Genomic DNA, 15,850 nt, shown 5'->3' on the forward strand with positions numbered 1-15,850 from the left:
GTCCTTATTTCACCTGACGCCAGTCGCCCCGGTCGCCCTTCCAGTTGACGCTGTCGCCCAGGGTGCGCGCAACGGTGAGCTTGAGGGTGCGCACCAGGCCTTCCCATTCCTTTGCGGAAAGCCCGTCCACCGCCGGCTCGGGCGCCATGAACATGCCGTCGACGCCGCCGAACGCCACGCACTGCTCGATGGCCCGCACCTCCAGCTCCGGATCGTGGAACACCACCGGGTTTTCCAGCAGCGCCGACAGCGCGGCGACGAGGCCGGTCGCCCCCAGGTTGGAGATGTTGGCCACCACGAGGTGGCCCGCAGCGGTGGCCGCTGCCACGCCGCCACGGCCGGGAATGCCGCAGTCGGCCGCCTTGGGCGAGAAGGCGGGCAGGTCCTGCGCGATCACGCCCATGCCCAGCTCGTTGCCGCCGTCGCCGATGCCGATGAAGGGCAGGCCCATGGCCTTGCCGGTGCGGAACAGATAGTCGAGGTCGCCCACCATGCCGTCCAGCGGACGGCCGCCGAGGCCGTGGTAGAGCCCGTTCGCATTGGCGCCCGGCCGCTCGATGGCGAGGAGCAGTTGCGGGCGGGTGTGCTCCAGAAGCTCGTCGGCCACGGTGCGGCAACCTTCCGCATCCTTCGGCACGGTGCGGATATAGACCGGGCGCAGGAACGGCACGGGCCTGATGACGCCTTCGGCCGGGAAGGGCAGGGGGGCAAGCCCCGCGCCCCGGCAGGTGGCGGCCATCATCTCCGCCCAGTCCTCGTCGATGACGATGACGCTTTCCACCCCGAAGCCGAGGAACAGGGCGCGGGCGATGAGCGCGGCGCCCACCGGCCCGTCGGTCTCCGGCACGCCGCCGCCCTCGGGAAAGCCGGTGGCGATGAGGGCGGGGCCGCCCTTGGTGGTGAGGGTCGCGGCGATGATCTCCGCCGCGCCCATGGCGATGAAGCCCGGTTGCCGGCGCTCCAGCGCCGCCCGGATCGGCCCGATGAGGCCGACGCCGGTGAAGTCGAGGCACATGAAGTCGTCGATGGTGCGCGCGACCCGCGCATAAAGGGCCGTGTCCTTGGCAAGCATGGTGAACCCTGTCGGTTGGAATGGGGCATAAAGCCCGCGCGGCGCTTGAGCGAAGACTTCGAAGAGCCACCCGCGCGGCGCTTGAGCGAAGCCCTTTCGCTAAGACTCAGGCGCCGATGCAGGCGGCGTAGGTGTCGGGATCCACATTGCCGCCGGACAGCACGACGCCCACGGTCTTGCCCTTGGCGTCCACCTTGCCGGCCAGCACGGCGGCGAGCGGGGTGACGCCGCCGGGCTCGACCACCAGCTTCAGCGTGTCATAGACAAGGCGCATGGCCGTCCGGACCTCCGCATTCGTCACCGCCACGCCGCCCGCGAGCAGCGCGCGGTTGATGGGGAAGGTGAGCAGGCCGGGGGTGGGCACCATCAGGGCGTCGCACAGGGTGGTCGCGCCCGGCGCGTTGCGCTCCGGCTTGCCGGAGGCAAGCGAGCGGGCGGTGTCGTCGAAGCCGTCGGGCTCGACGCTGAAGACCTGCGTGGCTGGCGAACGGGCCTTGAGCGCGGTGGCGGCGCCTGCCACGAGGCCGCCGCCGGAACAGGCGAACAGCGCCATGTCGAGGCTTGCGCCGAGGGCTGCCGCCTGCTCGGCCAGTTCCAGGCCCACCGTGCCCTGGCCGGCGATGACGTGGGGGTCGTCATAAGGCGGGATGATGACGGCGCCGGTGCGGGCGGCGATGTCGGCGCCGATCTCCTCGCGCACTTCGGTGGCGCGGTCATAGAGGCGCACGGTGCCGCCGAGCCGTTCGGCGCCCTCGATTTTGGCGCGCGGGGCGTCGGACGGCATCAGGATGGTGGCGTGGATGCCGTGGCGCGCGGCCACCGCCGAGATGGCGAGGGCGTGGTTGCCCGAGGACCAGGCGACGATGCCGCCGGCGCGCTCGGCGGTGCTCATCAGCGCCACGCGATTGGAAGCACCGCGAAACTTGAATGATCCGGTATGCTGCAACATCTCCGGCTTGATGAGAATTCGCGCCCCGCAGGCGGCATTTACGGCTGCATTCTCGAAGAGCGGGGTGCGGATGACCTGCCCGGAAATACGACCATATGCTGCCTCAACGTCAGCGATCGTGGCGGCGAATACCTGAGCAGTGTCGGGAATGGCGGAGGAAAGCGCGGATTGGGATGACATGAGCGAGCCTCGGCGGGAGAGGCTGTCATGTCACCACGCTCCATGCATGCATTCAAATTATGATCTGGCATGAACTTTAATCATGCCCGCTTATTAGCCATCTCTCCTGCCCGATCCTCCCGCGCCACCTCGGCGGCGAGGGCGGCCAGCGGACCGGCGATGCCGCCGCCCAGGGCCATGGGGTAGCTGGCGGTGAAGGCGAGGTCCGGCAGGGTGACCTCGGTCTCGACCACGCGGAGCTTGCCGGCGGCCAGTTCCGCGCGGATCACGTCGGGGGGGATGACGCTGAGGCCGATATGGTCCTCGGTCATGCGGATGATGGTGGAGAGGGAGGAATTGCTGAACAGGCGCGGCGATCCGATCTCGGGAATGCTCAGGATCTCGCGCAGGAAAGTGTAGGGATAGGTGGATTTGGGATAGGTGATCAGCGGGTATTTCAAAAGGTCCCGCCGCGACAGGGGCTCGGCCGCGAGGGACAGGTCGCTGGCCGCCACGAAGGCCAGCGCATAGCTGCCGAGGTCGAGGTTGTGCATGTTGGGCTCGTTCACCGGGCCGAGCAGGAAGGCGAGGTCCAGCTCCCGCTTCACCAGCGCGTCGCGCATCACCGGCGACACGTCCACGGTGATGTCGATGAGCACGTTGGGATAGACCGCATGGGCGCGCTCGATGAAGCGGGCGAGCCAGGTCTGCACGATGGTCTCCGAGACGCCGAGGCGCACCACCCCACGCATGGCCTCGGGGGTCGCCACCGCCTCCAGCATGGCCGCGCGCAGCCTCAGGAAACGCTCGGCATAATCCACCAGCACCCGGCCCTTCTCGGTGAGGCTGATGGAGCGCGAGGAGCGCTCGAACAGGCGTGTCCTAAGCTCGGTCTCCAGCGCGGCGATGCGCTGGGATACGGCGGGCTGGGTGGTGTTCAGCCGCTCGGCCGCCTTGCTGAAGCTTTCCAGCTGCGACACCCAGTAGAAGATTTCAAGGCTGCGGAAATCGACCATGGAACGCGGTACGCCTCAGGAGGGGCCGTGATTGTAGGCCGATGGGGGGCGCTGGCAATCGGGGCTTCCTCCCCGCCACGATATGCCCCCTCCCGCAGGCGGGAGAAGGGCCCGCGTTGCGTGTGATGGAGGGGGTGTGCGCCGGCTGGAGCGGATGAACCTGCCCCCCGCATGCGGGCAGGGGGCCAGCCGCGTTTCAGGTCAATGCGCCCCCCCGGAAGCGCACCCGCTCAGGTGAGCGGCAGCACCATCAGCTCGGCCGCGATGGGGCGTGCCTTCAGCCGCTCGTACCAGGCAAACAGGTGCGGGAAATCCGGGCGCTCCAGCCCCGTGCCGTCCAGCGGCAGGTTGAACCAGCGGTGGCAGGCGCTGGCGAGGGGGATGTCGGCCATGGTGAAGCGCTCGTCCACGAGATAGGTGCGCGTCGCCAGCGCGCCGTCGGCCACCGCCAGCGCGTCCTTCAGCTCGCCGAAGGCGCGGGTGATGACGATCATGTCGCGGGCTTCCGGCTTGGTGCGCACGACGCCGCGGAACACCGGAGAGAGTACGGGCGCCACCGCGCTCAGCTGGAAATCCATCCAGTGGTCGGCATCGGCGCGCAGGCGGGCATCCTCGGGCATCAGGGTGCCCACGCCGTGGCGGGCGCACAGATAGCGCACGATGGCGTTGGATTCCCACAGCACGAAGCCGTCGTCCTCGATCACCGGAACCCGGCCGTAGGGGTTGAGGGCGCGGAAGGCGGACGTGTCCACGAGGCCGAAGACGCCGCCGGCGTCGATGCGCTCGAACGGCACGGACAGCTCCCGCGCGCACCACACCACCTTTTCCACGTTCACCGAGTTCAGCCGGCCCCAGATCTTCAGCATCCCCATCTCCTTTGCCCCGAAGCTTCGGGCGGTGCCTGCCCCGGGACCGACTCACCGCTCCGTGAAGGCGCGGGAGAAGGCATCGGTGACGGGCCGCACCAGATAGCTCAGGACGGAGCGCTCGCCCACATAGAAGGCGACATCCGCGTTCATGCCGGGCACGAGGCGTTGCTTGAGCTGCGGGGGAATATCGGTGTCGGCCACCGCCACCCGTGCGAGGAAGTAGGGCTGGCGGGTGGCCTCGTCCACCAGCCGGTCGCGGGAGACGGTCTTGAGCTTGCCCATCACCATGGGCGTGGTGCGGTCGTGGAAGGCGGGGAAGCGCACCTCCACCGTGGCGTCCTTCCCCAGCCGGTCGATGTCCTGCACCGGCACCTGGGCGTCCACCACCAAAGGCTCGTCCAGGGGCACGATCTCCAGCAGCGTGTCGCCGGCCCGCGCCACCGCGCCGACGGTGTAGGCGCGGGCGTTGATGTTCTGCACCGTGCCGGCGCGCGGGGCGCGGATGTCGATGCGCCCGAGCACGTTGCCGGTCACCCGCACCTTCTCGGTCAGCTCGGCGATCCTCTGGCGCGCCTCCAGCAATTGCTTGCCGATGTCCTCGGCGCGCTGCTGGCGCAGCTGGGAGACCTGCATGGTGAGCTCGCCGATGGAGCCGCGCACCTTGGCGGTGTCGGCGGTGTTGCGGCCGACCACGCCTTCCAGCCGCGCTTTCTCCCGCTCGATCTGGGAGACGCGGGACTTGTTCACCAGCCGCTTCTGCTCCAGCTGGCGTAGGGAATCCAGCTCGTCGTCGATGAACATCAACTGCTGCTCGGCGGAAAGCCGTTCCTGGGCGAGGCCCTCGATCTCGTGGCCGGACTGCACGGCGCGGTTTTCCAGGATGCCGGTCTGGCTCTTGAAGGCGGCGCGCCGGTCGCGGAACTGGGTGAGCTGGTCGGCCATGGCGTCGCGCACCACGGGATGGCCGGAATTAGCGAGGAGATCGTCGGGAAAGGCGATCTCCTCCCGGTCGTCCCGCTCGGCCACCAGCCGCGCCTCCAGTGCGAGAGCGGCGCGCAGCTGGGCCAGGGCGGCGTCGTCGCTGGCCTTGGACTGGGTCGGGTCGAGGCGGAACAGCACCTGGTCCTTCACCACATCCTCGCCTTCCTTGACGAGGATTTCCGCGACGATGCCGCCTTCCAGGTGCTGCACCACCTGCCGCTTGCTTTCCACCGCCACCACGCCGGGGGCGATGACGGCGCTGTCCACCCGCGCCAGCGCCGCCCAGCCGCTGACACCGAGGAAGGTGAAGGCGATGATGGCGTAGCCGACGCGCACCATGGCGTTGTAGTCGCCCGAGGGCGGCGGGGGCCCACCTGGTGTGGCCGCAGGGACCGGTGCGGCCGGCGGCGCGCCGGTGGCAGCACCCATGTCCGGTCCGGCCAGTGCGGCGCGGGGGCTGAACCAGCCTTCAAGAAACCGCATGGCCATCCTCCATCGCCGGGGGCCTGGGGGCGCCGGGCGCATTGGGCGCGATTTCGCCCGCCGCCGCCCCGCCGGGAACGCTCGCCAGCGGCGGGCGGGTGCGGATCACCTGAGGCCCGGGCTGGGGCATGGGCTGGGCGGCCGGGTGGCCCATGGGATGGGCGCCGGACGGCCCCCCCGGCTGGGGGCTGCCGCCCGTCATGCGCTTGAGCATTTCGTCGCGCGGGCCGAACGCCTGGGGCGTGCCGTCCGCGAGCGCGAGGATCAGGTCGCACTGGCCGAGCACCGCCGGGCGGTGGGTCACGATCACCACCGTGCGTTCCGCCGCCTTGAGCTGGCGCAGCGCCTCGGCGAGCGCGACCTCGCCCGGCGGGTCGAGGCTGGAATTGGGCTCGTCGAGCACGATCAAGGCCGGCAGGCCGAACACCGCCCGCGCCAGCCCGATGCGCTGGCGCTGCCCGCCCGAGAGGGCGACGCCGCCCTCGCCGATCTGGGTATTGTAGCCCTGCGGCATGTGCTGGATCAGGTCGTGCACGCCGGCAAGGCGGGCGGCGGCCACCACCTCGCTGTCGTGGACCTCGCCGAAGCGGGCGATATTCTCGGCGATGGTGCCGGAGAAAAGCTCCACGTCCTGCGGCAGATAGCCGATGGCGCGGCCAAGCTGGGCCTCGTCCCAGTGGCCCAGCTCCGAGCCGTCGAGCCGCACGCAGCCGGCGACCGCCGGCCACACCCCCACCAGGGCGCGCGCCAGGCTCGACTTGCCGGCCGCGGTGGGGCCGACGATGCCGAGCCCGGTGCCCGCCGGCAGGCGGAACGACACGTTGCGCAGCACCGGCACCTCGCGGCCGGGTGCGCGCACGAACAGGTTCTCCACCGCGATCTCGCCGCGCGGCTCCGGCAGGCGAAGGCGCCGGCCGGGATCGGGCGCCTCGGCAAGCAGCTGCTGGATGCGAGCGTGGGCGGTGCGCACGTTCACCACCGACTTCCAGTTGCTCACCGCCAGCTCGATGGGCTGGATGCAGCGCCCCACCAGGATCGAGCCGGCGATGATCATGCCGGGGGAAATCTCCTTGTGGATGGCCAGATAGGCCCCGAGCCCGAGCACCACGCTCTGCACCAGGGCGCGGTTGAACTTGGTGAGGGCCACCAGGATGGTGCCGCGATCGCCGGCCCGGCCCTGCCAGCCCAGCGCCTGCTCGCGCATGGCGCCCCAGCGCCGGCGCAGCTCGGGGGCCATGCCCATGGCCTGCAGCACCTCGGCATTGCGCAGGGTCGCCGTCGCCAGGGTGCTGGCGGTGATGCTGGCGCGGTTCGAGGCGGAGAGGCTGGGCTGGGTGGCCCGGTTGTTGAGCACCGCGAGGGCGCCGGAGAGCAGCGCGCTGCCCAGCGCCAGATAGCCGTAATAGGGATGCAGCAGGGTGGCGCAGATGGCGTAGATGGGCATCCACGGCAGGTCGCACAGTGCGGTGAGGGCGGGGCCAGCGAAGAAGTCGCGCACCGTGTCCAGGTCCCGCAGGGTCTGGGTCTGGCCGGAGCTGCGGTCGCGCACCGCGGTGCGCTGGATGGCGTCGAACACCGGCACGTGGACCTTGGCGTCGAAGGCGAAGCCGGCCCGCTCCAGCACCCGCGTGCGCAGCGCTTCCAGCGCCGACCACACCACGTAGAGGAAGGCGGTGATGAGGGTGAGCAGGATCAGCGTCTCGATGCTGCGGGACGACAGCACGCGGTCGTAGACCTGCATCATGTAGATCGAGCCGTTGAGGCCCAGGAGGTTGATGAAGAAGCTGAAGACGATCACGGCGACGAAGGCGGGGCGGATGGCCCGCAGGGCCTGATCGAGCGCGGTCGGCTTGTGCGCGGGGGAAGGCCCCCGGTGGCCGGGCGAAAGGCTCATGAAACATCCTCGGCGCGGGTCCGGCTGCGGCCCCGCAAGGCGCTGGCCGCTCGATGCCGCAGCAGCGGCGCGCGCATTGAGATCAGTGTGTCCTTACGGCGAAGCGACGGCCCGCATCGGCCATGGCGCGGGCACCGGTGGTGCCCCGCTCACTCGCCATGACGCAGGGTGATGGAAAAAAGCCGGTGGTCGCCCGGGGTCACCCCCAGGCCTGCGAATAGAGGTCATGGCCCCGACGCCTCCCGTTTCGACGGTATGACGATGCATTCCCGCCGCCGCAGATCAAGCCCCAAACCGGGGTTGCAGTGGCGCAATTGGAAGCAGCCGGCCGAAAATCGCGCTTTATTGGCACATGCTTACGCTGCGCGACAACCTGGGCGCGAAATTCTTGCCGGAAACATGTGATGGCGGTCGGTGACTTGGTCTAATTTCGCGAAATGCCATAGGCGGCGAGGAAGACTCGCACCGCCCCATCGACGGTTTTGGCGATCTCGTCGGGGCTCGGCTGCTGGCCGGTGCCGAACATCAGGCCCTTCACCAGGTTGCCCTGGCAGAGGTTGAAGAACTGGAACGCCGCCATCTCGCGGTCGTCCACCTTCAGGTGGCCAAGCTCGGTTTGCCGGCCGAGGAGCTCGGCCAGGCGTCGGCCGCCGTGGCAGGGGCCGGTCTCGAAGAAGGTACGACCCACCGCCGGGAATTTCTCCGCCGCGCCGATGACCATGCGGATGAGGCGGATGTGGTCGGGCTGCACCATCATGGTCATGAAGGTCATGCCGATGCGCTTCAGCAGGCTTTCCACGTCCTTGTCATCGGGATCGAACTCGAACAGGCGCTCTGCGGACTTGCGGCGGTCGGTTTCCACCAGCGCCTGGAACAGCTCTTCCTTGCTGGAGAAGTAGACGTAGATGGTGGCCTTGGAGACTTGGCTGGCGCGGGCGATCTCGTCCATGCTGGCGCCGTCGAAGCCCTTGTCGAAGAACACCCGCCGGGCACCGTCGATGATGTCGCGGTGCTTGCCGGCCTCGGGCACGGCGGTTTGGGGCACGGCGGGTTCGGGTGCCACCTTCATTTCCGGCGCGGCGCCCTTCATGGGATGCCTCATCTTGACCCTTCCTGACAGACCCCCTGCATAGGAGCGGCGGGGCGCGCTGTCAAAATGTTTGACTGAACGGTTCAGTTCAATATACTCCCTCCAGATACTGAACTGAACCGTTCAGTTGGAATTTTTCGCGCCAGCCGGAGGGCGACCGTGACACAGGCGAACAGAATCGAACCGGCCGCGCAGGACGCGGCCCCAAACACGCCCGCATCCGCGTCGCCCGCCGCCGGCGTGACCGTGCTGAAGCGGCCCGGAGCCGCGCCCGGCGCTGAGCCCCTCACGGACGCACCCGCATCGGCCCCGGCGGGCGAGGCGGCGCCCCCGAAGAAGCGTTCGGTGAAGCCGTTCGTCTTCGGCGGCCTGCTGGTGGCGCTGGTGGCGGGCGGCGGCTGGTATGGCACGCACTGGTGGCAGGTGGGCCGCTTCGAGGTCTCCACCGACGACGCCTATGTGGCTGCCGACACCTCCATCCTCGCCGCCAAGGTCGGCGGCTACGTGAAGAGCGTGGACGTGGTCGCCAACCAGTGGGTCAAGGCCGGCGACGTGATCGCGCGCATCGACGATGGCGACTACACCCTCGCCCTGCGCGCCGCGCAGGACAAGATCGCCACCCAGGAGGCGGCCCTGTCGCGCTTCGACGAGCAGGAGAAGGCAGCCGAGGCTGCCGTCGCCCAGGCGCGGGCGCAGCTTGTGGCCACCCAGGCGGACCTGCAGCGCACGCAGCTCGAATTCGACCGGCAGAACAAGCTTGCCAGCTCCCATTTCGCCAGCCAGTCGGTGCTCGACAATGCCCGCGCCGACCGCGACAAGGCGCAGGCGAATGTGGCTGCGGGACAGGCCGCCGTCGCCTCCGCCGAGGCTGCGGTGGCGGTGCTCAAGGCCCAGCGCACCGAGGCCGCGCGCGTGCTCGACCAGTACCGCACTGCCCGCGACCAGGCCCAGCGCGACCTCGATTTCACCGTGGTGCGTGCGCCCATCGACGGGGTGGTGGGCAACCGCGCGGTGCAGGTGGGCCAGCTGGTGCAGGCCGGTACCCGCCTTGCCGCCGTGGTGCCGCTGGCCGGCGTCTATGTGGACGCCAATTTCAAGGAAACCCAGCTCGGCCGCCTGCATCAGGGCCAGAGGGTGCGGGTCTCGGTGGATGCCTATCCGGACCGGGATTTCGTCGGCACGGTCATGAGCGTGTCCCCGGCGTCCGGCTCGGTGTTCAGCCTGCTGCCGCCGGAGAATGCCACCGGCAACTTCACCAAGATCGTGCAGCGCGTTCCCGTGCGCATCGGCTTCGAGGCCGGCGCGCTCGAAGGGCGCAACCTGCGGCCCGGCATGTCGGTGACCGCCGTGGTCGACACCCGCGCCGACGCCTCCTGAGCGTCGGCCGTTCGGGCCCAAGGACGAACACCATGTCCACCACCATAACCCAAGGCACGCCTATCGCCCCGCCCCGCGCACCCGCCGCCGCGCCGGGTGTCGAGGGGCGGCGCATGTTCGCCTTCCTGTGCATGGTGTTCGGCATGTTTATGGCGATCCTGGATATCCAGATCGTCTCCGCCTCGTTGTCCGAGATCCAGGCCGGGCTTGCCGCCTCCTCCGACGAAATCTCCTGGGTGCAGACCAGCTACCTCATCGCCGAGGTGGTGATGATCCCGCTGTCGGGCTTCCTGTCGCGGGCGCTGTCCACGCGCTGGCTGTTCGCGGCCTCGGCGGCGGGCTTCACCTTCATGAGCTTCATGTGCGCGACGGCCACGAGCATCGAGCAGATGATCGCCTATCGCGCGCTCCAGGGCTTCCTTGGCGGCGGCATGATCCCCACCGTGTTCGCGGCGGCCTATTCGGTATTCCCGAAGGAGAAACAGCCCATCGTGGCGCCCATGATCGGCCTTGTGGCGACCCTGGCGCCCACCATCGGGCCCACCGTGGGCGGCTATCTCACCGACCTGTTCTCCTGGCACTGGCTGTTTCTGGTGAACGTGGTGCCGGGCATCGCGGTGGTGATCGCGTCGGTGACGCTGATCGACTTCGACGAGCCGGATTTCGCCCTGCTGGACCGCTTCGACTGGTGGGGCCTTTTGTTCATGGCCGGCTTCCTCGGCAGCCTGGAATTCGTGCTGGAGGAAGGCCCGACAAACGACTGGTTCGAGGACACCTACATCTCGGTCTTCGCCCTCGTGTGCGGCGTCTCGGCCATGGCCTTCTTCGCGCGCGTGCTGATGGCGAAGGAACCGGTGGTGGATATCCGCGCCTTCGTGAACCGCAATTTCGCCATCGGCTCGGCCTTCAGCTTCGTGCTGGGCATCGGGCTCTATGGCCTCACCTATCTCTATCCCGTGTATCTTGGCCGGGTGCGGGGCTATTCGGCGCTCCAGATCGGCGAGACCATGTTCGTCACCGGCGTGTTCATGTTCGTGAGCGCGCCCATCGCCGGGCGGCTGATGACGCGGCTCGATCCCCGCATCATGATCGGCGTTGCCTTCGCCGGCTTCGCGCTGGGCACGTGGTGGATCACCTTCATCACCAAGGACTGGGATTTCTGGGAGCTGCTGATCCCGCAGATGCTGCGCGGCACCTCGCTGATGATGGCCATGATCCCCATCAACAACCTGTCGCTGGGTACGCTGCCGCCGGCGCAGCTGAAGAATGCGTCGGGCCTGTTCAACCTCACCCGCAATCTCGGTGGGGCGGTGGGGCTCGCCCTCATCAACACCGTGCTCAACAACCGCTGGGACCTGCACCTCGCCCGCCTGCACGAGAGCGTGGAATGGGGCAATCAGGCCGCGCTGGAGCGGATCGACGGCCTCACCAAGACCTTCGAGGGGCTCGGCTCCTTGGCCTCCGATGCGGCGCTGAAGCAGATGGCGCTTTTGGTGCGGCGCGAGGCGCTGGTGATGTCGTTCGCCGACGTGTTCTACCTGCTCACCTTCGTGTTCCTCGCCCTGGTGGTGGCCGCCCCGCTCATGCGCCGGCCCAAGCCCGGCGGGGCAGGGGGTGGCGGCGGGCATTGAGGATCCCCATCACCCGAAGATGTCGGCGGTGATGGCGGCGTACCAGCCCATGTTCTCATCCTGCGTCGCCCGGCGCAGGGCGGGGGGCTCGCTGGTCTGCGAGATGAAGCCCTCCACTTCGCGGATCCGGCCGTCGGCGGGGGCATAGCGGCCGCCCACCTTCACCGCGTCGTCGGGGGTGATGAGGCTCCAGCAGGTGTTGGCGTAGCGGGCCGGGAAGGCGCGCGCGCCGATCAGGTCGGCGCGGACCTTCATGGCCGCGACCTTGGCCTGGCTGTTGGCGGCGAAGGCGGATTTGGGCATGTCGCCGGGAATGGCGGCATCGCCGATGACGAAGATCGCCGCATCCATGCGCGAGGCCATGCTGTCGGGATCGATGGGGCACCAGCGCGAGGCATCCGCCAGCCCCGCCTGCCGGGCGATGGCGCCGGCCATCTGCGCCGGGATGACGTTGACGAGGGCGGCGTCCCGGTAGGTCTCGAAGCCGGTGACCACGGTGGAGGTCTTCGGGTCCACCCATTTCAGGCCGTCCGAAATGTCCGGGGCCATCCACTCGATCATGCCGGGATAATTGGCCTCCCAGCCCTCCTGGAACAGGCCCTGCTTGGAGAACTTCTCCTTGGGATCGACGATGATGATCTTGGCCCGTCCGCGCCCCGTGGTCTTGAGCACATGGGCCATCATGGAGGCGCGCTCATAGGGGCCGGGCGGGCAGCGGTAGGGGTTGGGCGGGGCGACGATGACGACCAGCCCGCCGTCCGGCACCGCGTCCAGCTTCGCCTTCAGGATCTGGGTCTGGCGCCCCGCCTTCCAGGCGTGGGGCATGATGTCCTCGGCGTCCCTGCTCCAGCCGGGGACCGAGCCGTAGTCGAGATCGATGCCGGGGGAGAGGATGAGCCGGTCGTAGGGCAGGCGGCCGCCGCCGGAGAGCACCACCGCGCGCCGGTCGCGGTCGATGGCGGACGCCGCCTCGTGGATGACGCGTACGCCTTCCCGCGCCAGCCCCTCGTAGCCGTGCAGGAGGCTGTCGAAGCCGCGCAGGCCGCCGAGGAAGAGGTTGGAGTGGAAGCAGGTGACATAGGTGGGGTTCGGCTCCACCAGGGTGACATCGATGGCGCCGGCGGCATCCTTCGCCACGTAGCGCGCGGCGGTGGCCCCCCCCGGCCCGCCGCCCACCACCACGAGGCGGGGCCGCGCCTGCCCCAGCACGGCCGGCGCGGCGAGAGTGGCGGCGGCGGTGGCGAGCAGGGTCCGGCGCGAGATTGTCCCGATCATGGGGGTCAGCCCACCTTGAGATAGGCGAAGCCCTTGTTCTGCAAGGCACCCACCGTGGCCACGCCCGACGGCACGAAGGCGATGTAGGGCGCCTTGCGGGCCCGCTCCTTGTCGATCTTGTTGCGGGCGAAGGTGAAGGAGCACAGGTAGATCTTCAGCCCGTTCTTGGCGAGGGCGTCGATCTTCTCGGGGAAGCTTGGGTCCAGCGTCTCCTTCTCCCACATGGTGCCGGCGAGGCTGTCGAGGAAGAACTTCACCCCGCCGGCATGGGCCACCAGTGCCAGCTGGATGGCGAAGGGGTCGGCGCCATAGGCGGCATAATGGTTGGAGATGTTATTCAGGGTCTGGGCGAAGCGCTCGTGGTCGCCATAGTCGCAATGGTAGAGGCAGGCGGTGTCCGCTTCCTTGGCGATGTCTTTCAGTTCCACGCTCTGGGCGGCGTGGGCCGCCACCGGAACGGCCCCGGCCAGCGCCAGGGTGCCGAGAAAGGCGCGGCGATCGAATTGCGGCATGGTTTCCTCCCGGGCCCGGACTTTTGCCGAGCTTATGGATGACCCGTCATCGTGCGGGCTTCACGTCTGCGAAATAGGCGGCGAGCGCGGCGATCTCCGCGTCCGACAGCCCCGAGGCGAGGGCGTGCATGAGGGGGGAGGGCCGTGCCCCGCTGCGATAGTCCTCCATGGCCGCGACGAAGGCCGCCTGCGGCAGGCCGGCGATGGCCGGCACGCCCCCCGATGCCGCCCCCGCCGGGTGGCAGGCGACGCAGGCCCCGGCGAGCCAGGCACCCAGCTCCACATCGCCTGACGCCCGCGCGGGGGCGAGGCCCAGGGAAAGCGTGAAGGCCAGCATCAGCGCCAGTCCGCTGCTGATGCCGTGAAGACCGGGCATGGCCCTCGTCAAACGGACCCTCGGCATGTGGGGGGTGCCCTCACTCCAGATTGCCTTTGGGCGCCTCGCCGTCCGGGGTCACGTTGAGGATCTGGGCGCGGGCGGTAACGTGCACCTCGCCGGAGCAGTTCGTCATGCAGGGGGCCTTCTTCCAGAATGCCTTTTCGGTGGTCTCGCGGTCGTCCTCATAGAAGTTCGCCTCGTTGGGCAGCGCCACCTTGGGGAAATTCTCCTTGGACAGAACGTAGCCCTCCGGCACCAGATCGTTGAGGTTCAGCAGATAGGCCACGATGGCATAGGTCTCGTCAGCCGTCAGCGACTGGTTGTTGCCGAACGGCATGGCGCGGTGGACATAGTCGAACACGGTGGAGGCATAGGGCCAGAACGAGCCGATGGTCTTCTCCGGCCGGTCCGATTTCAGCGTGCCCTGTCCGCCCGCCAGCACCGGCCAGCGTCCCGCCCCCTCGCCGAACTCGCCGTGGCAGACGGCGCAGTTCTGCAGAAACAGTTCCTCGCCCTGCTTCACCGATCCCTTGCCCTCGGGCAGGCCTTCGCCATCCGCCCGCACGTCGATGTTCCAGGCGGCGATCTCCTCCGGCAAAGCGGGCCGGCCCAGCGCGATGGCCTTCGCGGCCGGCGCCGGCGGCGCGGCGGTGGGGACATTCACCGCCTGTTGCGGCTTTGCCTGTTCCTGCGCGGCCTTCTGCCCCCCGGCGTTCTGACCCCCGGCCTTGGCGGGCGCGCCCTTCGCCTCGGGCGCGGCGCCGGCCGGGACCGCGAGCAGGAGCGCGGACGCGACCAGCAGCGCCTCAGCCGACTTCCACATTTTCCGTCTCCCCGTTGGAGCGCACCAGCCAGGTCTGGATGCCGTTGTTGTGATAGATGGAATTGGTGCCGCGCACGGCCCGAAGCTCATTCTTGGTGGGCTGCACATAGCCGGTGTCGTCCATGGCGCGGGATTGCACCATCAGCTCCTGCCCGGTCCAGTCGAAATCCAGGTAGAAGCGCGTCATGGCCATGGGCATAACCGGCCCGTCGATGCGCGCGGTGGTCCAGTTGCGCCCGCCATCCAGCGACACGTCCACCCTCTTGACGGTGGCGCGCCCGGACCAGGCGATGCCGGTGAGCACGTTCGGCCCCTTCTGGCGCAGGGGCGCCTGCGGGCTCGGGCTGGTCACCACGGATTTCGCATCCATGATGAAGGTGAAGCGGCGCGAGCGGCCGTCGGCGAGCAGGTCGGTGTATTTCGAGGTTTCCTCGCGCTGCTGCCACGGCTGGTCACCCACCTTGATGCGGCGCAGCCACTTGACCCACATGTTGCCTTCCCAGCCCGGCACCACGAGGCGCACCGGATAGCCCTGCTCGGGCCGCAGGGCTTCCCCGTTCATGGCGAAGGCCACGAGGCAGTCGTCCAGCGCCTTCTCGATCGGAATGGAGCGCGTCATCACCGCCGCGTCGGCGCCCTCGGCCAGCACCCACTTGCCCTTGGGCTTTACCCCGGCCATGTCGAGGAAAGCGCGCAGCGGCACGCCGGTGTAGAACACATTGTGGATCATGCCGTGGGTGAACTGGCAGCCATTGAGCTGCGCGCCGCGCCACTCCATGCCGGAATTGGCCGCGCATTCGAGGAAGTAGGCGCGGTTCACCCGGCCCGGCATGCGCTTGATGTCTTCCAGGGTGAAGACCAGTTCCTTGTCCACCATGCCGTGGATCATGAAGCGGTACTTGTCCGGGTCGATCTCCGCCTCGCCGCCGTGATGGCGCACGAAGCACAGGCCGTTGGGCGTGATGACCCCGTCGAGCGCGTAGAGCGGGGTGAAGCTCACCGAGCTTTCCGAGCTGGCGGTGAGCCAGGTCACCTCGCGCCGCACCACGTCCTTCTCGAACTTCGAGGGCTTGCCGTAGGGATTGACGTTGACGCCGGCGCCCAGCGTCTTCGACCAGCTCGGCACCGGCACGATGTTGGGGTCGGGGCCGGCTGCGGCTGCGGGGTTTGGGCGCAAAGCACCGGCGCCGGCCGCAGCCGCACCGGCCCCAAGGCCTGCCACGGACAGGAAACGACGGCGCGAGAGCGGCGGAGCGACACCGTTTCCGGCGGGGCGGCTGGTCTCCGGGAGCTGGTTATCGGACATGGTGTCCTCCCTGATATTTTTTTATTCGGTTGTT

14 protein-coding genes are annotated in these 15,850 nt (G+C 68.8%); 2 read left to right on the forward strand and 12 right to left on the reverse strand.

The annotated features are described in order from the left end of the window. Positions 1 to 4: 4 nt before the first annotated feature. The 7 genes from FZ033_RS07815 to FZ033_RS07845 all read right to left on the reverse strand — a co-directional run bounded on the left by FZ033_RS07815 (position 5) and on the right by FZ033_RS07845 (position 8,525). A complete protein-coding gene (locus tag FZ033_RS07815; RefSeq protein ID WP_149575594.1) occupies positions 5 to 1,072 on the reverse strand; it encodes a DUF4392 domain-containing protein in 1,068 nt (355 codons plus the stop codon). Between the two features lie 106 nt (positions 1,073 to 1,178). After that, positions 1,179 to 2,171, reverse strand: a complete 993-nt coding sequence (locus tag FZ033_RS07820; protein ID WP_408068472.1) for a threonine ammonia-lyase — start codon at positions 2,169 to 2,171, stop codon at positions 1,179 to 1,181. 110 nt (positions 2,172 to 2,281) lie between these two features. After that, positions 2,282 to 3,196: a LysR family transcriptional regulator gene (locus tag FZ033_RS07825; protein ID WP_149575596.1), complete on the reverse strand. Its 915-nt coding sequence runs from the start codon at positions 3,194 to 3,196 to the stop codon at positions 2,282 to 2,284. 230 nt (positions 3,197 to 3,426) lie between these two features. Continuing rightward, positions 3,427 to 4,062 carry a glutathione S-transferase family protein gene (locus tag FZ033_RS07830; protein WP_149575597.1) on the reverse strand — a complete coding sequence of 212 codons (636 nt, stop codon included), beginning with the start codon at positions 4,060 to 4,062 and terminating at the stop codon, positions 3,427 to 3,429. Between the two features lie 51 nt (positions 4,063 to 4,113). After that, on the reverse strand, positions 4,114 to 5,529 hold the full coding sequence (locus tag FZ033_RS07835) for an HlyD family type I secretion periplasmic adaptor subunit (protein WP_188079371.1): 1,416 nt from the start codon (positions 5,527 to 5,529) through the stop codon (positions 4,114 to 4,116). Continuing rightward, the gene (locus tag FZ033_RS07840) at positions 5,516 to 7,423 is read right to left on the reverse strand and encodes a type I secretion system permease/ATPase (protein ID WP_149575599.1); all 1,908 of its coding nucleotides are present in this window, start codon (positions 7,421 to 7,423) and stop codon (positions 5,516 to 5,518) included. Before FZ033_RS07840 ends, FZ033_RS07835 begins: the two co-directional genes overlap by 14 nt. Positions 7,424 to 7,847: 424 nt before the next feature. Beyond that, the gene (locus FZ033_RS07845; RefSeq protein ID WP_232847378.1) at positions 7,848 to 8,525 is read right to left on the reverse strand and encodes a TetR/AcrR family transcriptional regulator; all 678 of its coding nucleotides are present in this window, start codon (positions 8,523 to 8,525) and stop codon (positions 7,848 to 7,850) included. 147 nt (positions 8,526 to 8,672) lie between these two features. Here FZ033_RS07845 and FZ033_RS07850 point away from each other — a divergent pair, with 147 nt between their 5' ends. Beyond that, on the forward strand, positions 8,673 to 9,890 hold the full coding sequence (locus FZ033_RS07850) for an HlyD family secretion protein (protein WP_149575600.1): 1,218 nt from the start codon (positions 8,673 to 8,675) through the stop codon (positions 9,888 to 9,890). A gap of 32 nt (positions 9,891 to 9,922) precedes the next feature. Continuing rightward, on the forward strand, positions 9,923 to 11,521 hold the full coding sequence (locus tag FZ033_RS07855) for a DHA2 family efflux MFS transporter permease subunit (protein WP_149575601.1): 1,599 nt from the start codon (positions 9,923 to 9,925) through the stop codon (positions 11,519 to 11,521). Between the two features lie 9 nt (positions 11,522 to 11,530). Here the strand turns inward: FZ033_RS07855 and FZ033_RS07860 are convergent, their stop codons facing one another. From FZ033_RS07860 to soxC, 5 genes are read right to left on the reverse strand one after another with little or no spacing between them, the layout of a single operon-like run. After that, positions 11,531 to 12,796: an NAD(P)/FAD-dependent oxidoreductase gene (locus FZ033_RS07860; RefSeq protein ID WP_149575602.1), complete on the reverse strand. Its 1,266-nt coding sequence runs from the start codon at positions 12,794 to 12,796 to the stop codon at positions 11,531 to 11,533. 5 nt (positions 12,797 to 12,801) lie between these two features. Then, positions 12,802 to 13,308 carry a DsrE family protein gene (locus FZ033_RS07865; protein WP_149575603.1) on the reverse strand — a complete coding sequence of 169 codons (507 nt, stop codon included), beginning with the start codon at positions 13,306 to 13,308 and terminating at the stop codon, positions 12,802 to 12,804. Between the two features lie 46 nt (positions 13,309 to 13,354). Next, complete coding sequence (locus tag FZ033_RS07870) at positions 13,355 to 13,684, reverse strand: c-type cytochrome (protein ID WP_149575604.1); 330 nt, start codon at positions 13,682 to 13,684, stop codon at positions 13,355 to 13,357. Positions 13,685 to 13,724: 40 nt separating this feature from the next. Continuing rightward, positions 13,725 to 14,510 (reverse strand): c-type cytochrome, encoded by a 786-nt coding sequence (locus tag FZ033_RS07875; protein WP_188079372.1) that lies wholly within the window; start codon positions 14,508 to 14,510, stop codon positions 13,725 to 13,727. Next, the gene (gene soxC / locus FZ033_RS07880; protein ID WP_149575605.1) at positions 14,494 to 15,816 is read right to left on the reverse strand and encodes a sulfite dehydrogenase; all 1,323 of its coding nucleotides are present in this window, start codon (positions 15,814 to 15,816) and stop codon (positions 14,494 to 14,496) included. The genes FZ033_RS07875 and soxC overlap by 17 nt, the downstream gene beginning before the upstream one ends. Positions 15,817 to 15,850 lie beyond the last annotated feature (34 nt).

The organism is Xanthobacter oligotrophicus, assembly GCF_008364685.1.
In the GTDB taxonomy this organism is placed as follows: Bacteria; Pseudomonadota; Alphaproteobacteria; order Rhizobiales; family Xanthobacteraceae; genus Xanthobacter; species Xanthobacter oligotrophicus.